The sequence below is a fragment of the Streptococcus pseudopneumoniae genome (assembly GCF_001074975.1).
Taxonomy (GTDB): Bacteria; Bacillota; Bacilli; order Lactobacillales; family Streptococcaceae; genus Streptococcus; species Streptococcus pseudopneumoniae_D.
On sequence record NZ_JUUO01000067.1, the window covers coordinates 17,956 to 42,464 of the forward strand.

The 24,509-nt window shown below is 39.3% G+C and carries 21 protein-coding genes and 1 pseudogene; 15 read left to right on the forward strand and 7 right to left on the reverse strand.

Annotated elements, in window-relative coordinates; all coding sequences use genetic code 11:
- Positions 1-180: 180 nt before the first annotated feature.
- Positions 181-417, forward strand: coding sequence for a hypothetical protein (locus tag ADI86_RS03225; protein WP_049531768.1), 237 nt, complete (start codon positions 181-183; stop codon positions 415-417).
- Positions 414-827 carry a type II toxin-antitoxin system death-on-curing family toxin gene (locus ADI86_RS03230; protein WP_049531769.1) on the forward strand — a complete coding sequence of 138 codons (414 nt, stop codon included), beginning with the start codon at positions 414-416 and terminating at the stop codon, positions 825-827. Before ADI86_RS03225 ends, ADI86_RS03230 begins: the two co-directional genes overlap by 4 nt.
- A 94-nt stretch (positions 828-921) precedes the next feature.
- Here ADI86_RS03230 and ADI86_RS03235 read toward each other — a convergent pair whose 3' ends face one another.
- Genes ADI86_RS03235 through ADI86_RS12425 form a run of 3 tightly spaced genes read right to left on the reverse strand, consistent with a single transcriptional unit; the run spans position 922 to position 2,771 of the window.
- Positions 922-1,737, reverse strand: a complete 816-nt coding sequence (locus ADI86_RS03235; RefSeq protein ID WP_049531770.1) for a TIGR03943 family putative permease subunit — start codon at positions 1,735-1,737, stop codon at positions 922-924.
- Positions 1,734-2,639 carry a permease gene (locus tag ADI86_RS03240; RefSeq protein ID WP_049531771.1) on the reverse strand — a complete coding sequence of 302 codons (906 nt, stop codon included), beginning with the start codon at positions 2,637-2,639 and terminating at the stop codon, positions 1,734-1,736. The genes ADI86_RS03235 and ADI86_RS03240 overlap by 4 nt, the downstream gene beginning before the upstream one ends.
- Positions 2,640-2,771 carry an SPJ_0845 family protein gene (locus ADI86_RS12425; protein ID WP_049531772.1) on the reverse strand — a complete coding sequence of 44 codons (132 nt, stop codon included), beginning with the start codon at positions 2,769-2,771 and terminating at the stop codon, positions 2,640-2,642.
- Positions 2,772-2,975: 204 nt separating this feature from the next.
- Between ADI86_RS12425 and ADI86_RS03250 the strand changes: the two genes are divergently transcribed.
- The 4 genes from ADI86_RS03250 to ADI86_RS03265 all read left to right on the forward strand — a co-directional run bounded on the left by ADI86_RS03250 (position 2,976) and on the right by ADI86_RS03265 (position 7,338).
- Positions 2,976-4,340 (forward strand): DUF1919 domain-containing protein, encoded by a 1,365-nt coding sequence (locus tag ADI86_RS03250; protein WP_049531793.1) that lies wholly within the window; start codon positions 2,976-2,978, stop codon positions 4,338-4,340.
- Between the two features lie 101 nt (positions 4,341-4,441).
- Positions 4,442-6,571 (forward strand): Tex family protein, encoded by a 2,130-nt coding sequence (locus ADI86_RS03255; protein WP_049531773.1) that lies wholly within the window; start codon positions 4,442-4,444, stop codon positions 6,569-6,571.
- A complete protein-coding gene (locus ADI86_RS03260) occupies positions 6,558-7,007 on the forward strand; it encodes a SprT family protein (RefSeq protein WP_049531774.1) in 450 nt (149 codons plus the stop codon). The genes ADI86_RS03255 and ADI86_RS03260 overlap by 14 nt, the downstream gene beginning before the upstream one ends.
- A gap of 58 nt (positions 7,008-7,065) precedes the next feature.
- On the forward strand, positions 7,066-7,338 hold the full coding sequence (locus tag ADI86_RS03265) for a PspC domain-containing protein (protein WP_001085044.1): 273 nt from the start codon (positions 7,066-7,068) through the stop codon (positions 7,336-7,338).
- A 137-nt stretch (positions 7,339-7,475) separates the two neighbouring features.
- Here ADI86_RS03265 and ADI86_RS03270 read toward each other — a convergent pair whose 3' ends face one another.
- Positions 7,476-7,673, reverse strand: a complete 198-nt coding sequence (locus tag ADI86_RS03270) for a hypothetical protein (protein WP_000680771.1) — start codon at positions 7,671-7,673, stop codon at positions 7,476-7,478.
- A gap of 427 nt (positions 7,674-8,100) precedes the next feature.
- Between ADI86_RS03270 and ADI86_RS03275 the strand changes: the two genes are divergently transcribed.
- Both ADI86_RS03275 and ADI86_RS03280 read left to right on the forward strand, forming a co-directional pair.
- Positions 8,101-8,859, forward strand: coding sequence for an ABC transporter ATP-binding protein (locus ADI86_RS03275; RefSeq protein WP_000173372.1), 759 nt, complete (start codon positions 8,101-8,103; stop codon positions 8,857-8,859).
- A gap of 1 nt (position 8,860) precedes the next feature.
- Complete coding sequence (locus ADI86_RS03280) at positions 8,861-10,849, forward strand: ABC transporter permease (RefSeq protein WP_049531775.1); 1,989 nt, start codon at positions 8,861-8,863, stop codon at positions 10,847-10,849.
- Positions 10,850-10,890: 41 nt separating this feature from the next.
- Here the strand turns inward: ADI86_RS03280 and ADI86_RS03285 are convergent, their stop codons facing one another.
- Positions 10,891-11,586: a VIT1/CCC1 transporter family protein gene (locus ADI86_RS03285; RefSeq protein WP_049531776.1), complete on the reverse strand. Its 696-nt coding sequence runs from the start codon at positions 11,584-11,586 to the stop codon at positions 10,891-10,893.
- 163 nt (positions 11,587-11,749) lie between these two features.
- On the opposite strand from ADI86_RS03285, the gene ADI86_RS03290 reads away from it, so the two are divergent.
- Together ADI86_RS03290 and ADI86_RS03295 are read left to right on the forward strand one after the other, a co-directional pair.
- Complete coding sequence (locus ADI86_RS03290) at positions 11,750-12,451, forward strand: response regulator transcription factor (RefSeq protein ID WP_049531777.1); 702 nt, start codon at positions 11,750-11,752, stop codon at positions 12,449-12,451.
- Positions 12,448-13,326 carry a sensor histidine kinase gene (locus tag ADI86_RS03295; RefSeq protein WP_049531778.1) on the forward strand — a complete coding sequence of 293 codons (879 nt, stop codon included), beginning with the start codon at positions 12,448-12,450 and terminating at the stop codon, positions 13,324-13,326. The genes ADI86_RS03290 and ADI86_RS03295 overlap by 4 nt, the downstream gene beginning before the upstream one ends.
- Positions 13,327-13,522: 196 nt before the next feature.
- Here ADI86_RS03295 and ADI86_RS03300 read toward each other — a convergent pair whose 3' ends face one another.
- On the reverse strand, positions 13,523-13,870 hold the full coding sequence (locus ADI86_RS03300) for a thioredoxin (RefSeq protein WP_023944304.1): 348 nt from the start codon (positions 13,868-13,870) through the stop codon (positions 13,523-13,525).
- Positions 13,871-13,981: 111 nt separating this feature from the next.
- A complete protein-coding gene (locus tag ADI86_RS03305; protein ID WP_049531779.1) occupies positions 13,982-15,700 on the reverse strand; it encodes a phospho-sugar mutase in 1,719 nt (572 codons plus the stop codon).
- 153 nt (positions 15,701-15,853) lie between these two features.
- Between ADI86_RS03305 and ADI86_RS03310 the strand changes: the two genes are divergently transcribed.
- The 5 genes and pseudogenes from ADI86_RS03310 to pulA all read left to right on the forward strand — a co-directional run bounded on the left by ADI86_RS03310 (position 15,854) and on the right by pulA (position 24,360).
- The gene (locus ADI86_RS03310) at positions 15,854-17,755 is read left to right on the forward strand and encodes an ATP-binding cassette domain-containing protein (protein WP_049531780.1); all 1,902 of its coding nucleotides are present in this window, start codon (positions 15,854-15,856) and stop codon (positions 17,753-17,755) included.
- 2 nt (positions 17,756-17,757) lie between these two features.
- Positions 17,758-18,621, forward strand: coding sequence for an XRE/MutR family transcriptional regulator (locus ADI86_RS03315; protein ID WP_049531781.1), 864 nt, complete (start codon positions 17,758-17,760; stop codon positions 18,619-18,621).
- Between the two features lie 79 nt (positions 18,622-18,700).
- A pseudogene (locus tag ADI86_RS03320) lies at positions 18,701-19,866 on the forward strand (MFS transporter).
- 105 nt (positions 19,867-19,971) lie between these two features.
- Positions 19,972-21,930: an NAD-dependent DNA ligase LigA gene (gene ligA, locus ADI86_RS03325; RefSeq protein ID WP_049531782.1), complete on the forward strand. Its 1,959-nt coding sequence runs from the start codon at positions 19,972-19,974 to the stop codon at positions 21,928-21,930.
- Positions 21,931-22,077: 147 nt separating this feature from the next.
- The gene (gene pulA, locus ADI86_RS03330) at positions 22,078-24,360 is read left to right on the forward strand and encodes a type I pullulanase (protein ID WP_049531783.1); all 2,283 of its coding nucleotides are present in this window, start codon (positions 22,078-22,080) and stop codon (positions 24,358-24,360) included.
- Positions 24,361-24,509 lie beyond the last annotated feature (149 nt).

Sequence of the window (24,509 nt, forward strand, 5' to 3'; positions counted from 1 at the left end):
TGAAATGGTATAAGCTTCGAAATCTGTTAAAATAATGGCATTAATAACTTTTCAAACCATAATATTTATTTTCTCTGATAGATTAACAAATCAAATGATAGAGATTGCTACTGGAGCGAATTATCCTGCCATTGTAATTACGGTAATTATTTGTTATAATACTTCAAAGGAGGAAATCAGATGGTAGTAAAAACAAGAAAACAAGGAAATTCAATCACCATTACCATTCCCAGCGAATTCAATATTCCAAGTGGTGTTAAATACGAAGCAAAATTGTTAGCAAGTGGTGAAATTATCTTTACTCCTGAAGAATTGGATCATCAGGTCTCTTATGTATCTGATGATGACTTTGACTTGAAATTGGATACAATTTTTGATGAATTCGACGATGTTTTCAAAGCTTTGGTGGAAAAATGACAGTCTATTTAACAGAAAAGCAAATTGAAAAAATCAATGCTTTAGTAATTCAACGGTATTCTCCAAATGAGCAAATTCAAACAGTTAGTCCTTCTGCCTTAAATATGATTGTGAACTTACCAGAACAATTTGTTTTTGGTAAACCTCTATATCCAACAATTTTTGATAAAGCAACAATATTATTTGTCCAATTGATAAAGAAGCATGTTTTTGTCAATGCTAATAAACGAACAGCCTTTTATGTTTTGGTGAAATTTTTACAATTAAATGGTTATTACTTTTCTGTTTCTGTGGAAGAAGCGGTTGAAATGTGTGTGACTATAGCGGTAGAAGCTTTAACTGATGAAAAAATGATAAGCTATTCTAAATGGGTTTCTGAACATTCTGTCAGAGAAAAGAACAAAAAGTAAGCTAGTTTGTTAGATTGAAATGAGCATAAGAAAAAAATGAAGAGACAATATTAGAATTCTGTAATACAGAAACTCTGATATTGTCTCTTTTTTATTAAAACACACGATACACATAGGGATTTTCTGGTTTATCGACTTTGGTAAAGCTGTCAATTTCCAAGGTTGGGAGGTTTTGTTTGAGTTCTTTATGGTAGTGATTGATCAGTTTTCCTTTGGCCGTTATCCAGGTGTTATTCTCATACTGACGGGTATTTCCCTTTGTCAGCAATCCATAGACACCCGAATCTGCGATACAGTGAATAATGCCGAAGCGGAACAGAAATTGGCTATTGGCATGGCTGGGGTCGTTATAGACAAAGCCTGTAAACTGGACTGTCTTGCCCTCAAATTCATCTGGATAGTCGTAGATGGCTTCCATGACTTCCATATAGTTTTCATTAGTGATTTGAATGCTATCTTGGGATAAGTATTTATCCGCAGCCGTTCGCATCTCCTTTTCATAAGCTGATTTTGAAAAATAAGAACTAGTATCTGGTTTCAAATATTGGCTTGTCGTCCCTTCACTTGTCTGAATGGCTTGATCCGTGCCTTCTGATAAGGGGAAATGATAGCCTTTAGCCGAAACGGTTTGAGAATCCAAGCTAACAGTTGGGAAAGTTAAGCCGACGACAATAGGAATGACCAGAAGAGCAATACTCGTCACCTTCGCCAATCGGCTGTTCAGATGACTGTGGGTTTTAACTTGCTTCATCCAGATATACAATTGAACAATTGCTAAGATAAAGGAAAGTACCATGGAAATATAGGCCAGATAGGAATAGTGCATGTTGATGTACTGGTTTAATTTGCCTGACAGATGCAGATAAATGGTCAGTTCAAAATAGCCAGCTAAAACTAAAAATCGAATCATAGGATGACTCCAATCAAGAGAGAATACACTAAGACGACAAGAGTCACAATCATAATGAATTGACTGATAAATCGTGTTTTCAAGTAATGTTTCATCATGAGAATATTTTTGATATCCAGCATTGGGCCAATGACGAGAAAGGCCAGAACTGGTGCCAAACCAAAACTCGAGAGAAGAGAAGCTCCGATAAAGGCATCCGCCTCACTACATAGCGAGAGAAGGAAGGCCAAAAGCATCAAGAGCAGGATGGCAAAAATAGGGGGCGCACTGATAGAGGTTAGAATCCGTGTCGGAACATAAACCTGTATTATTGAGGCGAAGAGACAGCCAAATACCAAATAACGCCCTGTATCAAAAAATTCATCAATGGCTTGCACAAAGACCTGAAAAACTTTTTTTGCAGGGCTCAAGTGAGAAAAATCATGTTCATGACAGGCCATACGATTTTCTTTTTGAATTGGTTCTTGCCAGAAAAATCCAAGAAAAATCCCAAGTATCACAGCTACAAGAATGGAACCCAGAGCTCGTAACAGGGCGATATGGAAGGAGTTGCCAAAGGCAGAATAGGTCGCAAAGAGAACAATGGGATTGATGACAGGTGCTGTCACAAGGAAGGGAACAGCTGTGTAACTGGGAACCCTTTTTTCCAGAAAACGATTGATAATGGGGACAATTCCACATTCACAAGAGGGAAAAAGAATCCCGACAAAGGTTCCAAAAAAGATTCTCCCCCAACGATTTCGAGGGAGAAAATGATAAACCTTGTCAGGTGTGATATAAACCTCAATTAACCCTGATACAATACTTCCTATCAGAACAAAAGGTAGGGCTTCAATGATAATGGAGAGAAAAATAGCCCCAGTCTGAAGCACGCTAGATGGGAGTTGTTGGAAAGCAGTCATCTAGTTTTTCTTTTCTACTTTGGCTTTTTTCTCTTTGTCATCAGGGAAAGTGACTTGTTTTAAATCAGGGAGTTTCGCAAACTCTTCAAACATCTTGTCCAAGTCGTCCGTTTTTGTAAATTTTACAGCCATAGGTGTACCTCGATTCTAAATTCTACCTCTATTATACTATTATTTTGAAGAAAAGGGAAAAGTTGAAATTTCAAATTGAGTAGCTAATATATAGCTTGATATTACCTGATATATATCATAAGTGTGATATAATTAAATAAAAAGAAAATCATTATCAGAAAATTATGGGAGGTAGTCAAATTGACTTGCTTAATCAGTGTTATTTTGTTACACCAAAGAGATAGAGATAGTTTACTAGAGTCGTTATCAATAGTGGATAGACAAACATTAAAAGATATAGAAGTTATTATTGTAAATCAATCTACAGAGGAAATCGATTCCATTAGCCAACAGATGGATCTATCGTTCAATATTAAGATTATAGACGAAAATTCTTTTGCTGAGTTGTCTGATATGATTACAGGAGATTATATTACGTTTCTATCTTCACATGATTCATTATTTGATTGGACATTTGAAAAGATGTATCATGCGATAAAATTATCCGATACTGATGTTGTTCTTGGTCATTTTGCTGATTTGATTGATGGAGTATTTTACTTTTATCCTTGGGGGGATAATTGGTTGACAGAAAACTTAACGAATGACCAAGTTTTGCAAAAGATGAATGATACAGATCATCGAATTAGAAAACAATATTGCTCATTATTCGGAAAATTATTCAATAGTAAGCTTTTGCGAAAAATAAATCAATTTGATATAAACAACCTTATTTGGAGACTTTATATTCAATCTAAAACTGCAACTTATATTAATTTCCCTACATATATCTATAAACCTATTGTAGATGCTAAATCTCTTAAAGATTCCTATAAAATCATTTTAGAAAATTATGAAAATAGAATAAAAGATTGCGTTGTCTTAGAAAACTATGATGTAGAAAGAGCGAAAAAACAATATATTCAAGAATTGGCAAATTTTAGCGCTTGGTTAAAAAATGATGGTGAACATTTAGATTCTGAAATTGTTTATCATAAGTTGATAGCCGCAGAGAAAGGGATTTTTCCTTTCCTTGACCTTGATAGATTAGATTTCACGATTGTAAGTAATAATTGTGTTGGAGGATTAATCTATAAACAACTTGGTTTTCAATATAGAACACCTTTTGTTGGTTTATTTATTCTTCCTGATGATTATTATAAACTTACAAAGGATTTTCGTTACTATATGGAACAAGAACTTGTTTTCGAAGAGGAACTTATTTCACCGAGCTGGACCCATGAAGTTTATCCTTTGGGGCACTTAGGAGATATAGATATTCATTTTCTACATTATTCTAGTATTGAGGAAGCTAGAACTAAGTGGGAAAAAAGAAAAAAACGTATAGTTTGGGACAATATCTATTTTAAATTTGATAATAAAGATTCAGCCAGTGAAGAAATTCTAAGTAAGATGGATAATCTTCCCTATTCTAATAAATTAATTTTGGTCAATCGTCCATATAAAAATTTAAAAAGTCAGTGCGTTATTCCAGGTCAGGAACATCTTCCAGAACTGGCTATTATGTCTGATCCATTAAATACTTTTGATATCATGGCTTGGTTAAAAAAAGGTGGTAATGCTCTCTAAGTACAAGTTATTGCGCTATAGAATACAAATCTATTCCCTACATATTTTTTAAATGTTCTACGAGTTAATTTGAAACGTTCAGCTTATGGTATAATAGATTCATGGATAAAAAATATGAAAAAATCTCCCAGGATTTGGGAGTGACTTTAAAGCAAATTGATACCGTTCTAAGTTTGACAGCTGAAGGGGCGACTATTCCCTTTATCGCACGTTATCGCAAGGACATGACTGGTAGTCTGGATGAGGTGACAATTAAGGCCATTATCGACTTGGATAAAAGCCTGACAAATCTCAACGACCGTAAGGAAGCTGTCTTAGCTAAGATTCAAGAACAAGGCAAGTTGACCAAGGAATTGGAAGAAGCTATCTTAGCTGCCGAAAAATTAGCAGACGTTGAAGAACTCTATCTTCCTTACAAGGAAAAGCGTCGGACCAAGGCAACTATTGCCCGTGAAGCTGGGCTCTTTCCTCTTGCTCGCTTGATTTTGCAAAATGTAGCTGACTTAGAGAAAGAGGCTGAAAAGTTTGTCTGTGAAGGATTTGCGACTGGGAAGGAAGCCCTGTCTGGTGCAGTTGATATCTTGGTCGAAGCCTTATCGGAAGATGTGACCTTGCGTTCCATGACTTATCAGGAGGTGCTGAGACACTCCAAACTCACTTCTCAAGTTAAGGATGAAAGTCTGGATGAAAAGCAAGTTTTTCAGATTTACTATGATTTTTCTGAGACAGTTGGGAATATGCAAGGCTATCGTACCTTGGCGCTCAATCGTGGGGAGAAACTAGGGATTTTGAAGGTCGGTTTTGAACATGCGACGGACCGTATTCTAGCTTTCTTTGCAGCTCGTTTCAAGGTGAAGAATGCCTATATTGATGAAGTTGTTCAACAGTCAGTTAAGAAAAAGGTCTTGCCTGCTATCGAACGACGCATTCGGACAGAATTAACCGAAAAAGCAGAAGAAGGGGCTATCCAACTCTTTTCTGACAATCTGCGAAATCTCCTCTTGGTTGCTCCGCTGAAAGGGCGTGTGGTTCTAGGATTTGACCCTGCCTTTCGTACAGGTGCCAAGCTAGCTGTCGTGGATGCAACAGGAAAAATGCTGACAACTCAGGTCATTTATCCTGTCAAACCAGCCTCTGCTCGTCAAATCGAAGAAGCCAAGAAAGATTTGGCAGACTTGATTGGTCAATACGGCGTGGAAATTATTGCTATCGGAAATGGGACGGCCAGTCGTGAAAGCGAAGCCTTTGTGGCAGAAGTTCTTAAAGATTTTCCTGAGGTCAGCTATGTTATCGTCAATGAAAGTGGTGCTTCTGTCTATTCTGCCAGTGAACTAGCTCGTCAGGAGTTTCCAGACTTGACCGTTGAAAAACGCTCTGCTATTTCTATTGCCCGTCGCTTGCAAGATCCCCTTGCTGAATTGGTCAAAATCGATCCTAAGTCAATCGGTGTCGGTCAATATCAGCATGATGTCAGTCAAAAGAAATTGTCTGAAAGTCTGGACTTTGTCGTCGATACCGTGGTGAACCAAGTCGGTGTCAATATCAATACTGCCAGCCCAGCCCTCCTTTCCCATGTTGCTGGACTTAATAAAACCATCTCTGAAAATATTGTCAAATACCGTGAAGAAGAAGGAAAAATCACTTCACGCGCTCAAATCAAGAAAGTTCCTCGTCTGGGTGCCAAGGCTTTTGAACAGGCAGTTGGTTTCCTCCGTATCCCTGAAAGTAGCAATATCCTTGATAATACAGGAGTTCACCCTGAAAATTACGCTGCCGTTAAGGAGCTTTTCAAACGCTTGGATATCAAAGACTTGAATGAAGAGGCTCAAAGCAAACTCAAGTATTTATCAGTCAAAGATATAGCGCAAGAGCTAGACCTTGGTCCAGAAACCCTTAAAGATATCATTGCAGACCTTCTCAAACCAGGTCGAGATTTCCGTGATTCTTTTGACGCACCTGTGCTTCGCCAAGATGTCCTAGATATCAAGGACTTAGTGGTTGGGCAAAAGCTAGAAGGAGTAGTGCGTAATGTCGTTGACTTCGGTGCCTTCGTTGATATTGGGATTCACGAGGATGGATTGATTCATATTTCTCATATGAGTCGCAAGTTTATCAAACATCCTAGCCAAGTGGTGTCCGTCGGAGATTTGGTAACAGTTTGGGTTAAGAAAATTGATACTGAACGTGAAAAAGTTAATCTGTCGCTCCTCGCTCCAAATGAAACTGACTGATTACGTTAAGCAGGTTTCACTAGAAGACTTCGGCAGACCTTTTATCCATCATGTCCAGTGGAATTCTCGTCTACGTTCGACAGGTGGGCGATTTTTCCCTAAAGATGGGCATTTAGATTTTAACCCTAAGGTTTATCAAGAACTGGGTTTGGATGTTTTTAGGAAAATTGTCCGACATGAACTCTGTCACTATCACCTCTATTTTCAAGGGAAGGGCTATCAACACAAGGATCGAGATTTTAAGGAACTGTTGAAAGCAGTGAATGGATTACGCTTTGTACCGTCCTTGCCCAATAGCAACTCCAAGCCACTCAAGCTCTATCGTTGCCAATCCTGCCAGCAAAGTTATCAGCGCAAGCGTAGGATTGATACCAAACGCTATCGTTGTGGAGTTTGTCGAGGAAAGTTGCTACTAATAAATCAGCCTGAGGACTGATGAAAGCCGAGCTTACCTGTGATATACTATGTCTAACCTAGCAGAAAGAGGAAATATCATGAACAGTAAATTTTATAAAATGAGAAGAAATCGCATGATTTCAGGAGTTCTGGCAGGTCTGTCAGATAAGTGGAACTTTGATGTTACCCTTGTTCGTTTTCTGTTTGCTATTTTTACAGTCGCAAACTTTGGACTTGGCGTGATTATTTATATCATCCTAGCTTCTATCATGCCAACCAAGGAAGAAATCGAAGCAGAAATGTACGGAACAGGTCCACGCAAACGCAAAGAAGCCCAAGCCATTGACGATAATGAAGGCTGGTTTTGGTGAGGTTCTTCAAAAGATTTGAAATAAGAAAAAAGCTTTAAATCAATAGTCTAAACTGCTTGATTTAAAGCTTTTTTACTTTTAATAATATTTTTCCAACTTTATCTACAAACTAAAAGCATGTTTTTGAACTCATTTTTTTAATCTGATTTTTCATGCTGAGACAATACATTTTTTGATAAATGATGGATACTGATAACAACTGATAGCCAGCAAATAGCATAAGCAGTAGCTGTAATTCTTGTACCGATAAAGTATGTCTTTTCAACTAAGAGCTGACCGATGAATGGAGAGAGGAGATAGAGAAGTCCGATGAGTATATGTTCTTTGTGTTTCATTAAAGCGCACCTTCTTTCCTTATAGGTAGAACGACTTGCAAGTGTTCAATTTAATGGTATATTATCTAGGTAAGCTTACTCAAATGTTAGTTCCCGCTTCCTCCTTTCCAAAGTAAGCCTTTTCGCACTTATATTTTACAACTTTAAAAATAGGAAATCAAATCATTTTCTAAGTAATTTTGCTTACATTTCCCCCAATCTTACAAAAATGTAAGATTAAAGTCTCTTTTGTAAGGTTAGGTTATGGCAAGCGGTCTTTTTTTGATGTAAACTAGACTCATAAAGAACAAAGGAGTAACATTATGAAACAAATCTTACATAAGAAAACTAGAAAACCAAGTCACAAAGAAATCGAGCGTGTTCAGCTAGGATGCGCTATGATGCAAGCGACATTTCATTTGATGGGATATTAAGAAAGGAGATTCTCATGACACTTTTAGATGTAAAACACGTTCAAAAAATTTATAAAACTCGTTTTCAGGGCAACCAAGTAGAGGCCCTAAAGGATATTCACTTTACCGTAGAAAAGGGTGACTACGTTGCCATCATGGGTGAGTCTGGTTCTGGTAAATCCACTCTTCTCAATATCCTAGCTATGCTGGATAAACCAACACGTGGTCAGGTTTACCTGAATGGAACTGATACAGCAACCATTAAAAATTCACAAGCTTCTAGCTTCCGTCGTGAAAAATTGGGCTTTGTCTTCCAAGACTTTAACTTGCTAGATACCCTATCTGTTAAGGACAATATCCTGCTTCCCCTTGTCTTGTCAAGAAGACCTATTACGGAAATGATGAAGAAATTGGTAGTGACAGCTGAGAATCTAGGTATCAACCAATTGCAAGAGAAGTACCCTTACGAAATTTCAGGTGGTCAGAAACAGCGTGTAGCAGTAGCCCGCGCCATCATCACAGAACCTGAGATCCTCCTTGCGGATGAGCCAACAGGAGCTCTTGACTCCAAGTCATCTGCAGCCTTACTTGATGTGTTTGACGAAATCAATGAACGTGGTCAAACCATTCTCATGGTAACCCACTCAACGGCAGCAGCCAGCAGGGCTAAGCGTGTACTCTTTATCAAGGACGGCATTCTTTACAATCAAATCTACCGTGGAGAGAAGACAGAGCGTCAGATGTTCCAAGAAATCTCTGATACCTTGACTGTCATGGCAAGCGAGGTGAATTAGTATGTTTCGATTAACCAATAAGTTAGCGGTATCGAACTTGATTAAAAACCGCAAACTCTACTATCCTTTTGCGCTGGCTGTTCTCTTGGCAGTTACTATCAGCTATCTATTTTATTCATTAACTTTTAATCCTAAAATGGCAGAGATGCGGGGTGGATCTTCTATTCAATTTACCCTACAACTAGGTCTCATCGTAGTGACACTTGCATCTGCCATTATCGTCCTCTATGCAAATAGTTTTGTCATGAAAAACCGTTCCAAGGAACTAGGGATTTATGGCATGTTGGGCTTGGAGAAACGTCATCTAATCAGTATGACCTTTAAGGAGTTAGTGCTATTTGGAATTTTAACTGTTGGAGCAGGTATCGGTATTGGAGCCTTGTTTGACAAGTTGATTTTCGCTTTCCTACTCAAACTGATGAAATTGAAGGTAGAACTAGTCGCTACCTTCCAGATAAAAGTTGTCATTACAGTACTTGTTGTCTTTGGATTGATTTTTCTAGTCCTCATGTTCCTGAATGCCCTTCGAATTGCCCGTATGAATGCTCTCCAGCTTTCTCGTGAGAAAGCTAGTGGTGAGAAAAAAGGTCGTTTCCTACCTCTCCAAACCATTCTTGGTTCCATAAGTTTAGGGATTGGCTATTATCTTGCCCTTACTGTAAAAGATCCTCTTACAGCCTTAGCAACCTTCTTCATAGCTGTTTTGCTGGTTATCTTTGGGACCTATCTCTTGTTTAATGCAGGAATTACCGTTTTCCTTCAAATCTTAAAGAAAAACAAGAAATACTATTACCAACCTAATAACCTCATCTCTGTTTCCAACTTGATTTTCCGTATGAAGAAAAATGCGGTTGGACTAGCAACCATCGCTATCTTGTCAACAATGGTTTTGGTAACCATGTCAGCAGCGACAAGCATTTTCAATTCCGCAGAATCCTTTAAAAAAGTTCTAAATCCTCATGATTTTGGGGTTTCAGGACAAAATGTTGAAAAAGAAGATTTGGACAAACTCTTGAGCCAGTTTGCAAGTGACAAAGGTTATAAGATTAAAGAGAAAGAAGTGCTTCGTTACACTTACTTTGCTGTTGCGAATCAAGAAGGAAATAAGTTAACACTTTTTGAAAAAGGACAAAATCGTGTCCAACCCACAACAGTTTTCATGGTATTTGACCAAAAAGATTATGAGAATATGACTGGTCAAAAACTGTCTCTATCAGGAAATGAGGTCGGACTCTTTGCAAAGAATGAGGGAGTTAAAGAACAGAAAACTCTAACTCTGAATGATCATCAATTTTCTGTCAAAGAAGAATTTACTAAAGATTTCATTGTGAACCATGTCCCAAATCAGTTTAATATTTTGACTGCTGATTACAATTACCTTGTTGTTCCTGATTTACAAGCCTTTTTGGACCAATTCCCAGATTCGGCTATCTATAATCAGTTTTACGGAGGCATGAATGTAAATGCCAGCGAAGAAGAACAACTCAAGGTCGCTGACGAGTATGATAAATACCTCGATCAGTTTAATGCTCAATTAAACACGGAAGGTAGCTATGTGTATGGTAGCAATCTAGCAGATGCTAGTTCTCAGATGAGTGCCCTCTTTGGTGGTGTCTTCTTTATCGGTATTTTCCTATCCATTATCTTTATGGTCGGAACCGTTCTAGTCATCTACTACAAACAAATTTCTGAAGGTTATGAAGACCGTGAACGCTTTATTATCTTGCAGAAAGTCGGTTTAGATCAAAAGCAAATCAAGCAAACCATCAACAAACAGGTTTTAACTGTTTTCTTCCTTCCTTTGCTCTTTGCCTTCATACATCTAGCCTTTGCCTACCATATGCTTAGTCTGATTTTAAAAGTGATTGGTGTAATAGATACGAATATGATGTTGATTGTGACCTTGTCTATCTGCGCTATCTTCCTCATCGCCTATGTGCTGATTTTCATGATTACTTCAAGAAGTTATCGCAAGATTGTGCAAATGTAAAAAAGATACCTCGACTTCAAAATCGAGGTATTTCTTGTATTCTAAATGCTGAAAAGTTGTCCGAGCAGGAAGGTCACTCCCATAGTCAAGAGACCAATAGCAAGGTTCCGAATCATAGCTGTTTTGGTTGGGGCTTTTCCAAGTCTGGCACTAGTGTAACCAGTAAGAAGAAGGGATACACCGACGATAAGGACGGTAGCAGGGATGCGGTATTCACTTGGGAAAATGGTCACTGACAGCATTGGTGGCAAGCTACCAAGGAAAAAAGAAATAAAGCTAGAGATGGCAGCGTGCCAAGGATTGGTAAATTCTTCATACTCAATCCCATATTTTTCCTCTACCAAAGCCTTGAGTGGATTTTTAAGAAAGGCCTTGTTGGTCAAGAGTTGAGCAGAGGTTTCGCATTCTCCATTTTGGATATAAGCAGTATAGAGAGACTTTTTGGCTAGCTCCATATCTTGGTCTAGCAAGAGTTTCTCACGCGCAACGGCTGCTTCCTCGGTATCTTTCTGAGTTGAAACGGATACATATTCTCCACCAGCCATTGAAAAGGCGCCGGCCAAAATAGCTGCAAATCCTGATAAAAAGATAATCCAGATATTGCTCGTAGCACTAGCAACCCCGATAACCACACCAGCAATGGAAATAATTCCATCATTGGCACCAAGAACACCCGCACGCAGGATATTTAAACGACCTGCAAAATTTGAATCAATTTCGTGATTTGTTTCTGACATACTATTCTCCTTTTTATCCAGTATAAAGGAGAAATATATAAAAATCAATTTTTTAAAATTATATGAAAAAAGTTGCACGATTCTAATGAAAAAGAGGAAAAACTTTTCTGTTTAAGCTTTATCAATAAAACATGCTATAATAGTTGCAGAAAGGTTGGTATTTATGGCTAGGATATTGGTTATTGAAGACAATAGTGATATTCAAGAAATTTTGAGAACACTTCTTACTGAGGAACATGAGGTGATTCAAGCCTTTTCTGGTACAGAAGGAATCATACTTTTTAACCAAGGTGGGATTGACCTCGTTTTGCTAGATATTATGCTTCCTGGGAAAAATGGGGATCAGGTTTTAAAAGCTATCAGGGAACAAAATCAAACTCCAGTCATTATGCTAACAGCCTTGAGCGATAAGAAGTTAATCAGTCAATACCTCTTAGACGGTGCCAATGATTACATAGTGAAACCTTTTGATTTGGACGAAGTCTTTGCTAGAGTTACTGTTCAGTTACGCCAAAGTGTAGAAAAACAGCCTATGGAAATAGAAAAAACTGAACATCTGCCACAAAACTTGAAAAATATCCAGTTTGATGCAGAAAGCTTTGAAATCAAAAATAGTCAGGAAACGCTTCGCCTTGCTAAGAAAGAATGCTTGATTCTCCAAACTCTCCTTAAACATCCTAAGAAAATTTTCACCAAGGAAGAACTTTATGAATTGGTCTGGGAGGAGAGCTATCTACCTGGAGATAACACCCTGAATACGCATTTGAGTAATCTTCGTAAAAAATTAAACCAACTTGATCCAAATCAAGAATATATTGAAACCATTTGGGGAGTTGGGGTAAGATTAAAAGGAGATAAGCAATGACCTACATGATAATCTTTGTCCTACTGGTACTCCTACTTATTTTATCGATTTCATTGATTCGCTACCATCTAGCACTTAAAAACTTGAGTCAACAAATCGAAGACAAGATTCTTACGGGGAGTATGAAAAGAGTCGGAGTCAGTATTTTTTCCAAACATTTTTTACATCTCTATCAGCAGATTGAGAATCTATTTCTGGAAGTGGAACAATCTCGGTTGGTTATGAAAAGGGAAAAGCAGACTCTAGATATGGCCATCAGCAATATCTCCCATGATATTCGGACACCTCTGACCATCGCTTCAGGATACACGCAACAATTGATAAAGTCTCCTGAAAACAAAGCAGAAACCTTACAAAAAATAGCCCAGCATCTTGATTTAGTTTCCAAACGTTTAGAGGCTCTCCTAGAATATCGGCGTTTGATGGAAGGGGCAGTCAAACCGAAACTGGAAGAAGTGGATCTTTCAGTTTTTATTACCAAGAAGACTCTGGCTTATTATGATGTTTTTCAGGCGGCAAATATTACGCTTGATTTTAAGGTTGAAGCTGGTCTGAAAATAAGGACTGATGAAGACTTGCTGGATCGAATTTTACAAAATCTGCTTGGAAATGTCCTCAAGCATGGCAAGGAAGAAGCACGTCTATCTTTAAGAAAGGAAAAGGAACAGCTTGTCTTAGAAATTGCAAACCTTGTCAAACAGCCCATCAAAAGAATAGAAAATCTCAGCAACCGTTTTTATTCTGAAAATCTATCTGATACGGAAGAATCCTCTGGTTTAGGCCTTTATATCACTGAGGAATTATGCCATCTTCTTGGTTCAGAGATGAAACTAAGCACAGATGGACAGTGGTTGTCGGTTTTCATTTATTTTTAACGAAAAGAGGCTCCGGCAAAAACTAGCTTCTAAATCATGACGACCCGTCTAACGGGTTGTTATGACTTGTCTCGTACCTATCGGAGCGAGACTGACTAATAGTCACATAAAAAAACGAGTATCTCCAACTACGGAAATGCTCGTTTTTTTGATAGTTAGAAGTGGTTTTTTGCCCAACCTTCTTTTTTTATATCTTTTACAATCCTGCAAATTCTTTGATTTCTTGTGCTGACATTGAAGAGTCACAACGGACATTGATTTGTCCATCTGCAATGTGAACGAAGCCTGGTACAGTTGGGATTCCATAGCGTGAGCGAAATGCTTGCAACTCATTGAGTTGGCTTGGTTCTTCACTGTTGATAAAGTAGATGTGCGCTTTGGTTTCAGCTACGACACCTGCCAATGTACCTGCAAATTTACGGCAGTAAGGGCAAGTTTTGCGACCGATAAAGAAGGTTGCAGTTTCTTTCTTATCAAGAGCTTCTTGCGCACGCGCAACTGTAGTGACTTCAAGGTCTTTGATATTATCTAAAAATTGTTCCATGAGATTACCTCGCTTTCGTTGATAAGTCTAGTATGCCATAAAGTTTCTAAAATTGCTTAGATTTGATACGAAAAAAAGATGAGATTGGTTTGTCTCATCTTTTATAGGTCTTTATTTTACAAAAGCATTGATTTCTGCTTCGATGTTAGCAATCTTAGCTTGTGATTCTTCGTTGGTTTCACCTACAACTGCAATGTAGAACTTGATTTTTGGTTCTGTACCTGAAGGGCGAACGGCAATCCATGAACCGTCAGCAAGTGTATATTTCAAAACATCACTTGGAGGAGTTGTTAAGTTTGTAACAGTACCGTCAGCAGCAGTAGCAGTTTGTGCCTTGAAGTCTTCTACGACAGTGATAGCTGTTGTGTTCCATTCTTTTGGAGCATTGTTACGGAATTTAGCCATAATCGCTTTGATTTGTTCAGCACCATCGACACCTGAAAGAGTAACAGAGATTGTCTTTTCTGCGTAGTAGCCGTACTCTTTGTAGATTTCTTCGATACCGTCAGCAAGTGTCAAACCACGTGAACGGTAGTAGGCAGCAAGTTCAGCAACGACAAGAACAGCTTGGATAGCGTCTTTATCACGTACGAATGGTTTAATCAAGTAACCGAAGCTTTCTTCAAATCCCATCATGTAAGTGTGATTGTGTTTTTCTTCGAATTCTTGGATTTTTTCAGCGATAAATTTGAAACCTGTCAAAACGTTGAACATAGTTGCGCCGTAGCTTTCAGCAATCTTCGTTACCAAGTCAGTTGATACGATAGATTTACATAGGGCTGCATTTTCAGGAAGAGTTCCAGCGTTTTTGTGGGCTTCCAAGATGTATTTAGCCATGATAGCACCGATTTGGTTACCTGATAGGTTAAGGTAGCTACCATCTTTTTGAAGAACTTCAACACCAACACGGTCAGCGTCTGGGTCAGTTGCGACAAGAACATCTGCACCAACTTGACGACCAAGTTCTTCAGCAAGGGCAAAGGCTGCTTGGCTTTCTGGGTTTGGAGATTTAACAGTTGAGAAGTCTGGGTCAGCAGTTGCTTGCGCTTCAACAACTTGAACAGAGTCAAATCCTGCTTGGGCAAGAGCACGACGAGCCAACATTTCACCAGTACCATGAAGTGGTGTGTAGACAATCTTCATGTCTTTACCGAATTCTTCAATCAAGGCTGGATTGATGTTTACGTCTTTAACCTCTTTAAGGTATTCTACGTCAACAGCTTCGCCGATAACTTCAATTAAGCCAGAACCTTTTTCAGCTTCCACATCAGCAACTTCAACTGCAAATGGATTTTCGATTGCACGAATATAAGTAGTCAAAGCGTCTGCATCGTGTGGAGGCATTTGTCCACCGTCTTCACCGTAAACCTTGTAACCGTTAAATGGTGCAGGGTTATGGCTGGCTGTGACCATGATACCTGCGAAACAGTTGAGGTGACGAACTGCAAATGAAAGTTCTGGAGTTGGACGAAGGCTTTCAAATACGTAAGATTTGATGCCGTGTTTAGCAAGAACTGCCGCAGATTCAAAGGCAAACTCAGGTGAGAAGTGACGGCTATCGTAGGCAATTGCTACACCGCGTTCTTTTTCATTTCCACCTTTTGACTCAATCAAACGAGCCAATCCTTCAGTAGCTTGGCGAACAACGTAAATGTTGATACGGTTTGTACCAGCGCCAATCAAGCCACGCATACCTGCAGTACCAAATTCAAGATTTGTATAGAAGGCATCTTCCTTCGTTTTTTCATCCATATTTTCCAAATCTTGACGAAGGTAGTCAGGAAGCTCCGCAAAATCAACCCATTTCTGGTAATTTTCTTGGTAAGACATTAAAATTCTCCTTTTTGTAAATTCTTTTAACCGTTCACATTATAGCACTTTTTAGTGTTTTAGTAAAACGGTAGCATAATTTTCAGAAAAGTAGTGGCATATGCCTGTTTATCAAGTCTTGAATGCCTTAGGGAAACATGCTATACTACTTGTATGATTATTTTACAAGCTAATAAAATTGAACGTTCTTTTGCAGGAGAGGTTCTTTTTGATAATATCAATCTGCAGGTAGATGAACGAGACAGGATTGCTCTTGTCGGGAAAAATGGTGCAGGTAAGTCTACTCTTTTGAAGATTTTGGTTGGAGAAGAGGAGCCAACTAGTGGTGAAATCAATAAGAAAAAAGACATTTCACTGTCTTACCTAGCCCAAGATAGCCGTTTTGAGTCTGAAAATACCATCTACGATGAAATGCTTCATGTTTTTGATGACTTGCGTCGGACTGAGAAACAACTTCGCCAGATGGAGCTGGAGATGGGAGAAAAGTCTGGTGAAGATTTAGAGAAACTGATGTCAGATTACGATCGCTTATCTGAGAATTTTCGTCAAGCAGGTGGCTTTACCTATGAAGCTGATATTCGAGCGATTTTAAATGGATTTAAGTTTGACGAATCTATGTGGCAGATGAAAATTGCCGAGCTTTCTGGTGGCCAAAACACCCGTCTGGCTCTAGCCAAAATGCTTCTTGAAAAACCAAATCTCTTGGTCTTGGACGAGCCAACCAACCACTTGGATATCGAAACTATTGCCTGGCTAGAGAATTACTTGGTGAACTATAGCGGTGCCCTTATTATTGTCAGCCACGACCGTTACTTCTTGGATAAGGTTGCGACGATTACGTTGGATTTGACCAAGCATTCCTTGGATCGCTATGTGGGGAATTACTCTCGTTTTGTCGAGTTGAAGGAGCAAAAACTAGCTACTGAGGCAAAAAACTATGAAAAGCAACAGAAGGAGATTGCAGCTCTGGAAGACTTTGTCAACCGCAATCTAGTCCGAGCTTCAACGACCAAACGTGCCCAATCTCGTCGTAAACAACTGGAAAAAATGGAGCGTTTGGACAAGCCTGAAGCTGGTAAGAAATCAGCCAACATGACCTTCCAGTCTGAGAAAACTTCGGGTAATGTTGTTTTGACTGTTGAAAATGCAGCTGTTGGCTATGACGGGGAAGTCCTGTCACAACCGATTAACCTTGACCTCCGTAAGATGAATGCTATTGCCATCGTTGGTCCCAATGGTATTGGCAAGTCAACCTTTATCAAATCAATTGTGGATCAGATTCCTTTTATCAAGGGAGAAAAGCGATTTGGTGCCAATGTTGAGGTGGGTTACTATGACCAGACGCAAAGCAAGCTGACGCCAAGTAATACTGTACTTGATGAACTCTGGAATGATTTTAAGCTGACGCCAGAAGTTGAGATCCGTAATCGTCTTGGGGCCTTCCTTTTCTCAGGAGATGATGTTAAAAAATCAGTCGGCATGCTTTCAGGTGGCGAGAAAGCTCGTTTGCTTTTAGCTAAATTGTCCATGGAAAACAACAACTTCCTGATTCTGGATGAGCCGACCAACCACTTGGATATTGATAGCAAGGAAGTGTTGGAAAATGCCTTGATTGACTTTGATGGCACCTTGCTTTTTGTCAGCCATGACCGTTACTTTATCAATCGTGTGGCAACTCATGTACTGGAATTGTCTGAGAATGGTTCGACTCTTTACTTGGGTGATTACGACTACTATGTTGAGAAGAAAGCAGAAGTAGAAATGAGTCAGACTGAGGAAGCTTCAACTAACAATCAAGAAAAAGAAGCAAGTTCAGTCAATGACTACCAGGCTCAGAAAGAAAGTCAAAAAGAAGTTCGAAAACTTATGCGACAAATCGAAAGTCTAGAAGCTGAAATTGAAGAGTTAGAAAGTCAAAGCCAAGCCATTTCTGAACAAATGTTGGAAACAAACGATGCCGGCAAACTAATGGAATTGCAGGCTGAGCTGGACAAAATTAGCCACCGTCAGGAAGAAGCTATGCTTGAGTGGGAAGAATTATCAGAGCAGGTGTAAAGATGGAACATCTTGGAAAGGTATTTCGTGAATTTCGAACAAGTGGGAATTATTCCTTAAAGGAGGCGGCAGGGGACTCCTGTTCAACCTCTCAGTTATCTCGCTTTGAGCTTGGGGAGTCTGACCTAGCAGTCTCACGTTTCTTTGAGATTTTGGATAACATTCATGTCACAATAGAAAATTTCATGGATAAGGCAAGGAATTTTCACAATCATGAACATGTTGCCATGATGGGACAAATTGTGCCCCTTTACTATTCAAATGATATTGCAGGTTTTCAAAAGCTTCAAGAAGAACAACTGGAAAAGGCTAAGAGTTCAACTAATCCCCTCTATTTTGAGTTGAACTGGATTTTGCTACAAGGTCTGATTTGTCAAAGAGATTCGAGTTATGATATGAAGCAGGATGATTTGGATAAAGTAGCAGATTATCTCTTCAAAACGGAAGAATGGACCATGTATGAATTGATTCTTTTCGGGAACCTCTATAGTTTCTACGATGTGAACTATATCACTCGGATTGGTAGAGAAGTTATGGAGAGGGAAGAATTTTATCAAGAAATTGGGCGCCATAAGAGATTAGTGTTGATTTTGGCCCTCAATTGTTATCAGCATTGTCTAGAGCATCTTTCTTTTGATAATGCAAGCTATTTTGAGACTTATACAGAGAAGATTATTGGTAATGGTATCAAACTGTATGAGCGTAATATTTTCCATTATCTAAAAGGCTTTTCCTTGTACCAAAAAGGACAGTGTAAAGAAGGTTGTAAGCAGATGCAAGAGGCCATGCATATCTTTGACCTGCTAGGTATTCCAGAGCAAGTAGCCTATTATCAGGAACACTACGAAAAATTTATCAAAGATTAATTTTCCCAAATAAGGGAAAAAACCAAAAGCTTCTTTCGGTTTTGATACAATAGTTTCAAAATTTGAGAGGAGTTTTTATATGAATCGCTATGCAGTACAGTTGATTAGTCGCGGAGCTGTTAACAAGATAGGGAATATGCTCTATGATTATGGAAATAGTATCTGGTTGGCTTCCATGGGAACTATCGGACAGACAGTTTTAGGAATGTATCAGATTTCTGAACTCGTCACATCTATTCTCGTAAATCCTTTTGGTGGAGTTATATCAGACCGTTTTTCTCGTCGTAGGATTTTAATGGTGACAGACCTTGTTTGTGGGATTCTTTGTCTGGCTATTTCTTTTATAAGGAATGACAGCTGGATGATTGGAGCTTTGATTGGGGCTAATATTGTGCAGGCTATTGCTTTTGCCTTTTCTAGACCTGCAAATAAGGCAATTATCACAGAATTGGTAGAGAAAGATGAACTGGTTCTTTACAATTCTCGTTTGGAATTGGTGATGCAGGTTGTCAGTGTGAGTTCCCCTGTGCTTTCTTTTCTGGTTTTACAGTTTGCAAGTCTTCGCATTACCTTAGTATTAGATGCCCTTAGTTTTTTCCTCGCTTTTGGCTTGGTAGCATTGCTTCCAAAGAAAGAAGAGAAGACTATGGCAGAGAAGAGACTTACATTCAAAGTTATTTGTGCTGATATCAAGGAGGGAGTTCATTATATTGTGAAGCAAAAGGAAATCTTCTTTTTGTTAGTCATGGCTTCAAGTGTCAATTTTTTCTTCGCAGCCTTTAATTACCTCCTTCCCTTTTCAAATCAGCTCTATGGAGTTCAAGGTGCCTATGCCACTATTTTAACTATGGGGGCTATTGGTTCCATTGTGGGAGCTATTCTAGCTAGCAAAGTAAAGGCGAGTGTTTATAACCTTTTGATTTTACTAGTTTTGACTGGAGTAGGAGTTTTCATGATGGGATTACCACTGCAACTTTCCTTTCTTTTTCTGGAAATTTAGTTTGTGAACTGTTTATGACAATTTTTAATATTCACTTTTTTACTCAGGTGCAAGCCAAGGTTGAGGGGGAATATTTGGGGAGAGTATTAAGCACAATTTTTACTTTAGCCATTCTATTTATGCCTATTGCCAAAGGCTTTATGACAGTGCTACCAAGTGTACATCTCTCTTCTTTCTTGGTAATTGGAAGCGGGGTTATCATTCTGTCTTGTCTATCCCTCGTGTATGTTCGAACTCATTTTTGAAAAAGAGACATAAGTTTGCTTGGACTTCAAAAATAATTCCAATCTGAGTGTTTTTTCCGCCCTTCTCGTTTGTGAGGAGGGCTTACTTTGTGGTAAAATGGTTTTATGAATAAAAGAATGAATGAGTTAGTCGCCTTGCTAAATCGCTATGCGACTGAGTACTATACCAGCGATAATCCGTCGGTTTCTGACAGTGAGTATGATCGCCTTTACCGAGAGTTGGTTGAGTTAGAAACTGCCTATCCAGATCAAGTGTTAGCAGACAGTCCAACCCATCGTATTGGTGGCAAGGTTTTAGATGGTTTTGAAAAATACAGTCATCAGTATCCTCTTTATAGTTTGCAGGATGCTTTTTCACGTGAGGAGCTTGAAGCTTTTGATGCGCGCGTTCGTAAGGAAGTTGCCCATCCAACCTATATTTGTGAGCTGAAAATCGATGGCTTATCTATCTCGCTGACTTATGAAAAGGGGATTTTAGTTGTTGGTGCAACACGTGGAGATGGTTCTGTTGGTGAAAATATCACAGAAAACCTCAAGCGTGTTAAGGACATCCCTTTGACCTTACCAGAAGAACTAGATATCACAGTTCGTGGGGAATGTTATATGCCACGCGCTTCTTTTGACCAGGTTAACCAAGCTCGCCAAGAAAATGGAGAGCCTGAATTTGCCAATCCTCGTAATGCAGCGGCAGGAACTCTGCGACAGTTGGATACAGCAGTAGTAGCCAAGCGCAACCTTGCTACCTTTCTCTATCAAGAAGCCAGCCCTTCAACTCGTGACAGCCAAGAAAAGGTTTTGAATCACCTAGAACAGCTTGGTTTTGTGGTCAATCCTAAGCGAATCTTGGCTGAAAATATAGATGAAATCTGGAATTTTATCCAAGAAGTAGGACAGGAACGGGACAATCTGTCTTATGATATCGATGGAGTGGTAATCAAGGTAAATGACCTAGCAAGCCAAGAAGAACTTGGTTTTACCGTTAAAGCTCCAAAATGGGCAGTAGCATACAAGTTCCCTGCTGAAGAAAAAGAAGCTCAACTCTTATCAGTTGACTGGACAGTTGGCCGTACAGGTGTTGTAACCCCAACTGCAAACCTTACACCTGTTCAGCTTGCCGGTACGACTGTTAGCCGTGCGACTCTGCACAATGTGGATTATATTGCTGAAAAAGATATCCGCAAAGACGATACGGTCATCGTCTATAAGGCCGGGGACATCATCCCTGCTGTTTTACGTGTGGTAGAGCCCAAACGGATTTCTGAAGAGAAACTAGTTATTCCAACAAACTGCCCAAGTTGTGATTCTGACTTATTGCATTTTGAAGATGAAGTGGCCCTGCGTTGTATCAATCCACGTTGCCCTGCCCAAATTATGGAAGGTTTGATTCACTTTGCTTCTCGAGATGCCATGAATATTACAGGACTTGGTCCATCAATTGTTGAGAAGCTTTTCGCTGCCAATTTAGTCAAGGATGTGGCAGATATTTACCGCTTGAAAGAAGAAGATTTTCTCCTTTTAGAAGGTGTTAAGGAAAAGTCCGCTTCTAAACTGTATCAGGCCATCCAAGATTCAAAAGAAAATTCTGCTGAAAAACTCTTGTTTGGATTAGGAATTCGCCATGTCGGAAGCAAGGCCAGTCAGCTCTTACTCCAACATTTCCATTCAATTGAAAATCTGGCTCAGGCAGATCCAGAGGAAGTAGCTAGTATTGAAAGTCTGGGTGGTGTGATTGCCAAGAGTCTTCAGACTTATTTTGCGACAGAAGGCTCTGAAATTCTCCTCAAAGAATTGAAAGAAGCTGGGGTCAATCTGGACTATAAAGGACAGACAGTAGTGGCAGATGTGGCCTTGTCAGGTTTGACCGTTGTGTTGACTGGAAAATTGGAACGGCTCAAGCGCTCAGAAGCTAAGAGTAAACTCGAAAGTCTGGGTGCCAAAGTAACAGGCAGTGTTTCTAAAAAGACCGACCTCGTAGTGGCAGGTGCAGATGCTGGAAGTAAACTTCAAAAAGCACAAGAACTTGGAATCGAGGTTCGAGATGAGGCTTGGCTAGAAAGTTTGTAAAGAATAGTAGAAGGCTTGGTGTTAGATAGTCTGAAACTGTCTCTCCTGAAGTGTTTTGACATGGATTGAGTCTATCCTGAGTCAGAAATTAAATCGCTGAATCTATCAGCACCACATAAAAAATTAAATTAGAAATTAGGAAAAGAAATGTTTAATTACCCTGTAGTCATCCATTTTCATCGAAAAAATGGGGATTATGCCGCCTGTTCATTTAGTAGAAAACAGGCGGACAATGTTGAAAAATTGTATTATGAGAATAACTTTTTTGGAGCAAAGTTCTCCTTCACAGTTACAAGTCAAGAGAAGTTAGAAAAACTGAAATTCTCAGTTGAAATTGATGGGAAAGTTAAGGATTATCCCGTGCGTTATAACTACTATCCGCTTCTGACAGAAGTTTGGATTTTAGAGGGCGACGAGACTGTTTATTATTCTGAAAACCCAGCCATTGCTAGTCCTTACTACAAAGATCAAAATCCATTTGCTTTTGATAGAGCAATACATAGCGCTAGTTTTGATCACCACTGGGGCTACCAAGGAGAACTAGGTTACAGTCTTTCAGATTATCAAACAAGCTTTAAACTTTGGGCTCCTACGGCTACAGCTGTACAGGTGGTTGTCTACGAAAATACCAGTAACGACGCTCCGATTTGGAAAACCTTTAATCTAGAGCGTGGTAATAGCTATTCATACAGTCATAAGTACAATACCATTGGTGTTTGGAGTCTAGACTTAGATGAAAATCTTGCTGGCAAGGCTTATCAGTATCAGATTGACTTTCCTCACCACCAGACTGTGACGAGAGATCCTTACACGATTGCCACAAGTCCTGACGGTAAACGTTCTGTAATTCTTTCTCATCAAGACAGACAAGTAGAAGGATTTGAGGTCAAACATGGAACAGAAGCGCCTTGGCGTTTGGAAAATCCATGTAAAGCAGTTATCTGTGAAATGCATATCCGAGATTTAACCAAATCTCCGACATCTGGAGTTGCAGAGCATCTCCGTGGAACCTTCCTTGGTGCTGCCCAGACTGGAACTGTAAACCAATTCGGACAAGCAACCGCCTTTGACTATATCAAAAAACTTGGCTGCAACTATGTTCAACTCCAGCCTATCTTTGATCGCCATAAGGAATACGATGAGGATGGAAATGTAACCTATAACTGGGGTTATGACCCTCAAAACTACAATGCACCAGAACCAAGTTTTTCTAGTAATCCAGATGATTCTGGGCAGGTTATTCGCGATCTTAAAACTATGATTCAGGCCTATCATGATGCTGGGATTGGTGTCATTATGGATGTGGTCTATAATCATACCTTCTCAGTAGTTGATGCACCTTTCCAAACAACTGTCCCTGATTACTACTATCGTATGAACCCAGACGGCACCTTCCAGAATGGAACGGGTGTTGGAAATGAAACAGCCAGTGAACACGAAATGTTCCGCAAGTATATGATTGATTCTCTCCTATACTGGGTGCAGGAATACAATATTGACGGCTTCCGTTTTGACTTGATGGGTATTCATGATGTCAAAACCATGCAAGCGATTCGTTGGGCGCTAGATGAGGTTGATCCCCGTATTATCACTTATGGAGAAGGCTGGGATATGGGAACAGGTCTTGCACCTTATGATAAGGCCAAGAAGGACAATGCCTACCAAATGCCAAATATCGGATTCTTCAATGATGATCAGCGTGATGCGGTCAAAGGAGGAGAAGTTTATGGTGCAATCAAGTCAGGATTTGTAAGTGGTGCAGCCACCGAACCAATCATAGCCAAGGCCATTCTTGGTAGCCGAGAATTGGGTTCTTATCTCAGTCCAAATCAGGTTCTCAACTATGTTGAAGCCCATGATAATTATAATCTTCATGATTTGCTGGCAACTCTTCATCCTGATCAAAGTTCAGACCAGATTATGCGCAAGGTTGAGACGGCGACAGCAATGAACCTTCTCATGCAAGGAATGTCCTTTATGGAAATTGGCCAAGAATTTGGTCGAACCAAATTAATTCCGACAGGTGACCATGGGCAACTCACTCCAGCAGACCGAGAACGTGCTATGAATAGTTACAACGCTCCTGATAGTGTCAACCAAATAAACTGGGATTTAATCAATGAAAGACAAGAAAGCATTGACTTTGTCCGTCAAATTATTCGACTGAAAACACAGACTAGCGCCTTTTCTTATCCTACATACGAAGAAGTTTACCGTCATGTCTTTGTCCACACAGCTGCAGAAAATAGCGGATGGATTGTTTACGAGATTCACGGGGGACCAGAACATCTATTGGTAGTATTCAATGCCAAGGGAAGTTCCTTATACTTTGAAAATGCAGGAAATTTAGCCATGTTGGTAACCAACAGTCGCTCAAAAGAAGACAATGTTATAGATGATATTAGTCTAGCTGTCTTGACTGTTTTATAATACCATCGATCTCGCTATTTTAACACAGCAAAATTAGCATTACTAAAAAATCCATTCATTCATTGAAATTGAATGAATAGAAAGAGCTTAGCTAACAGCTCGCTTGTATAGAAAATTTGATAAGTATTTTTACGAAACAACGCATCCTA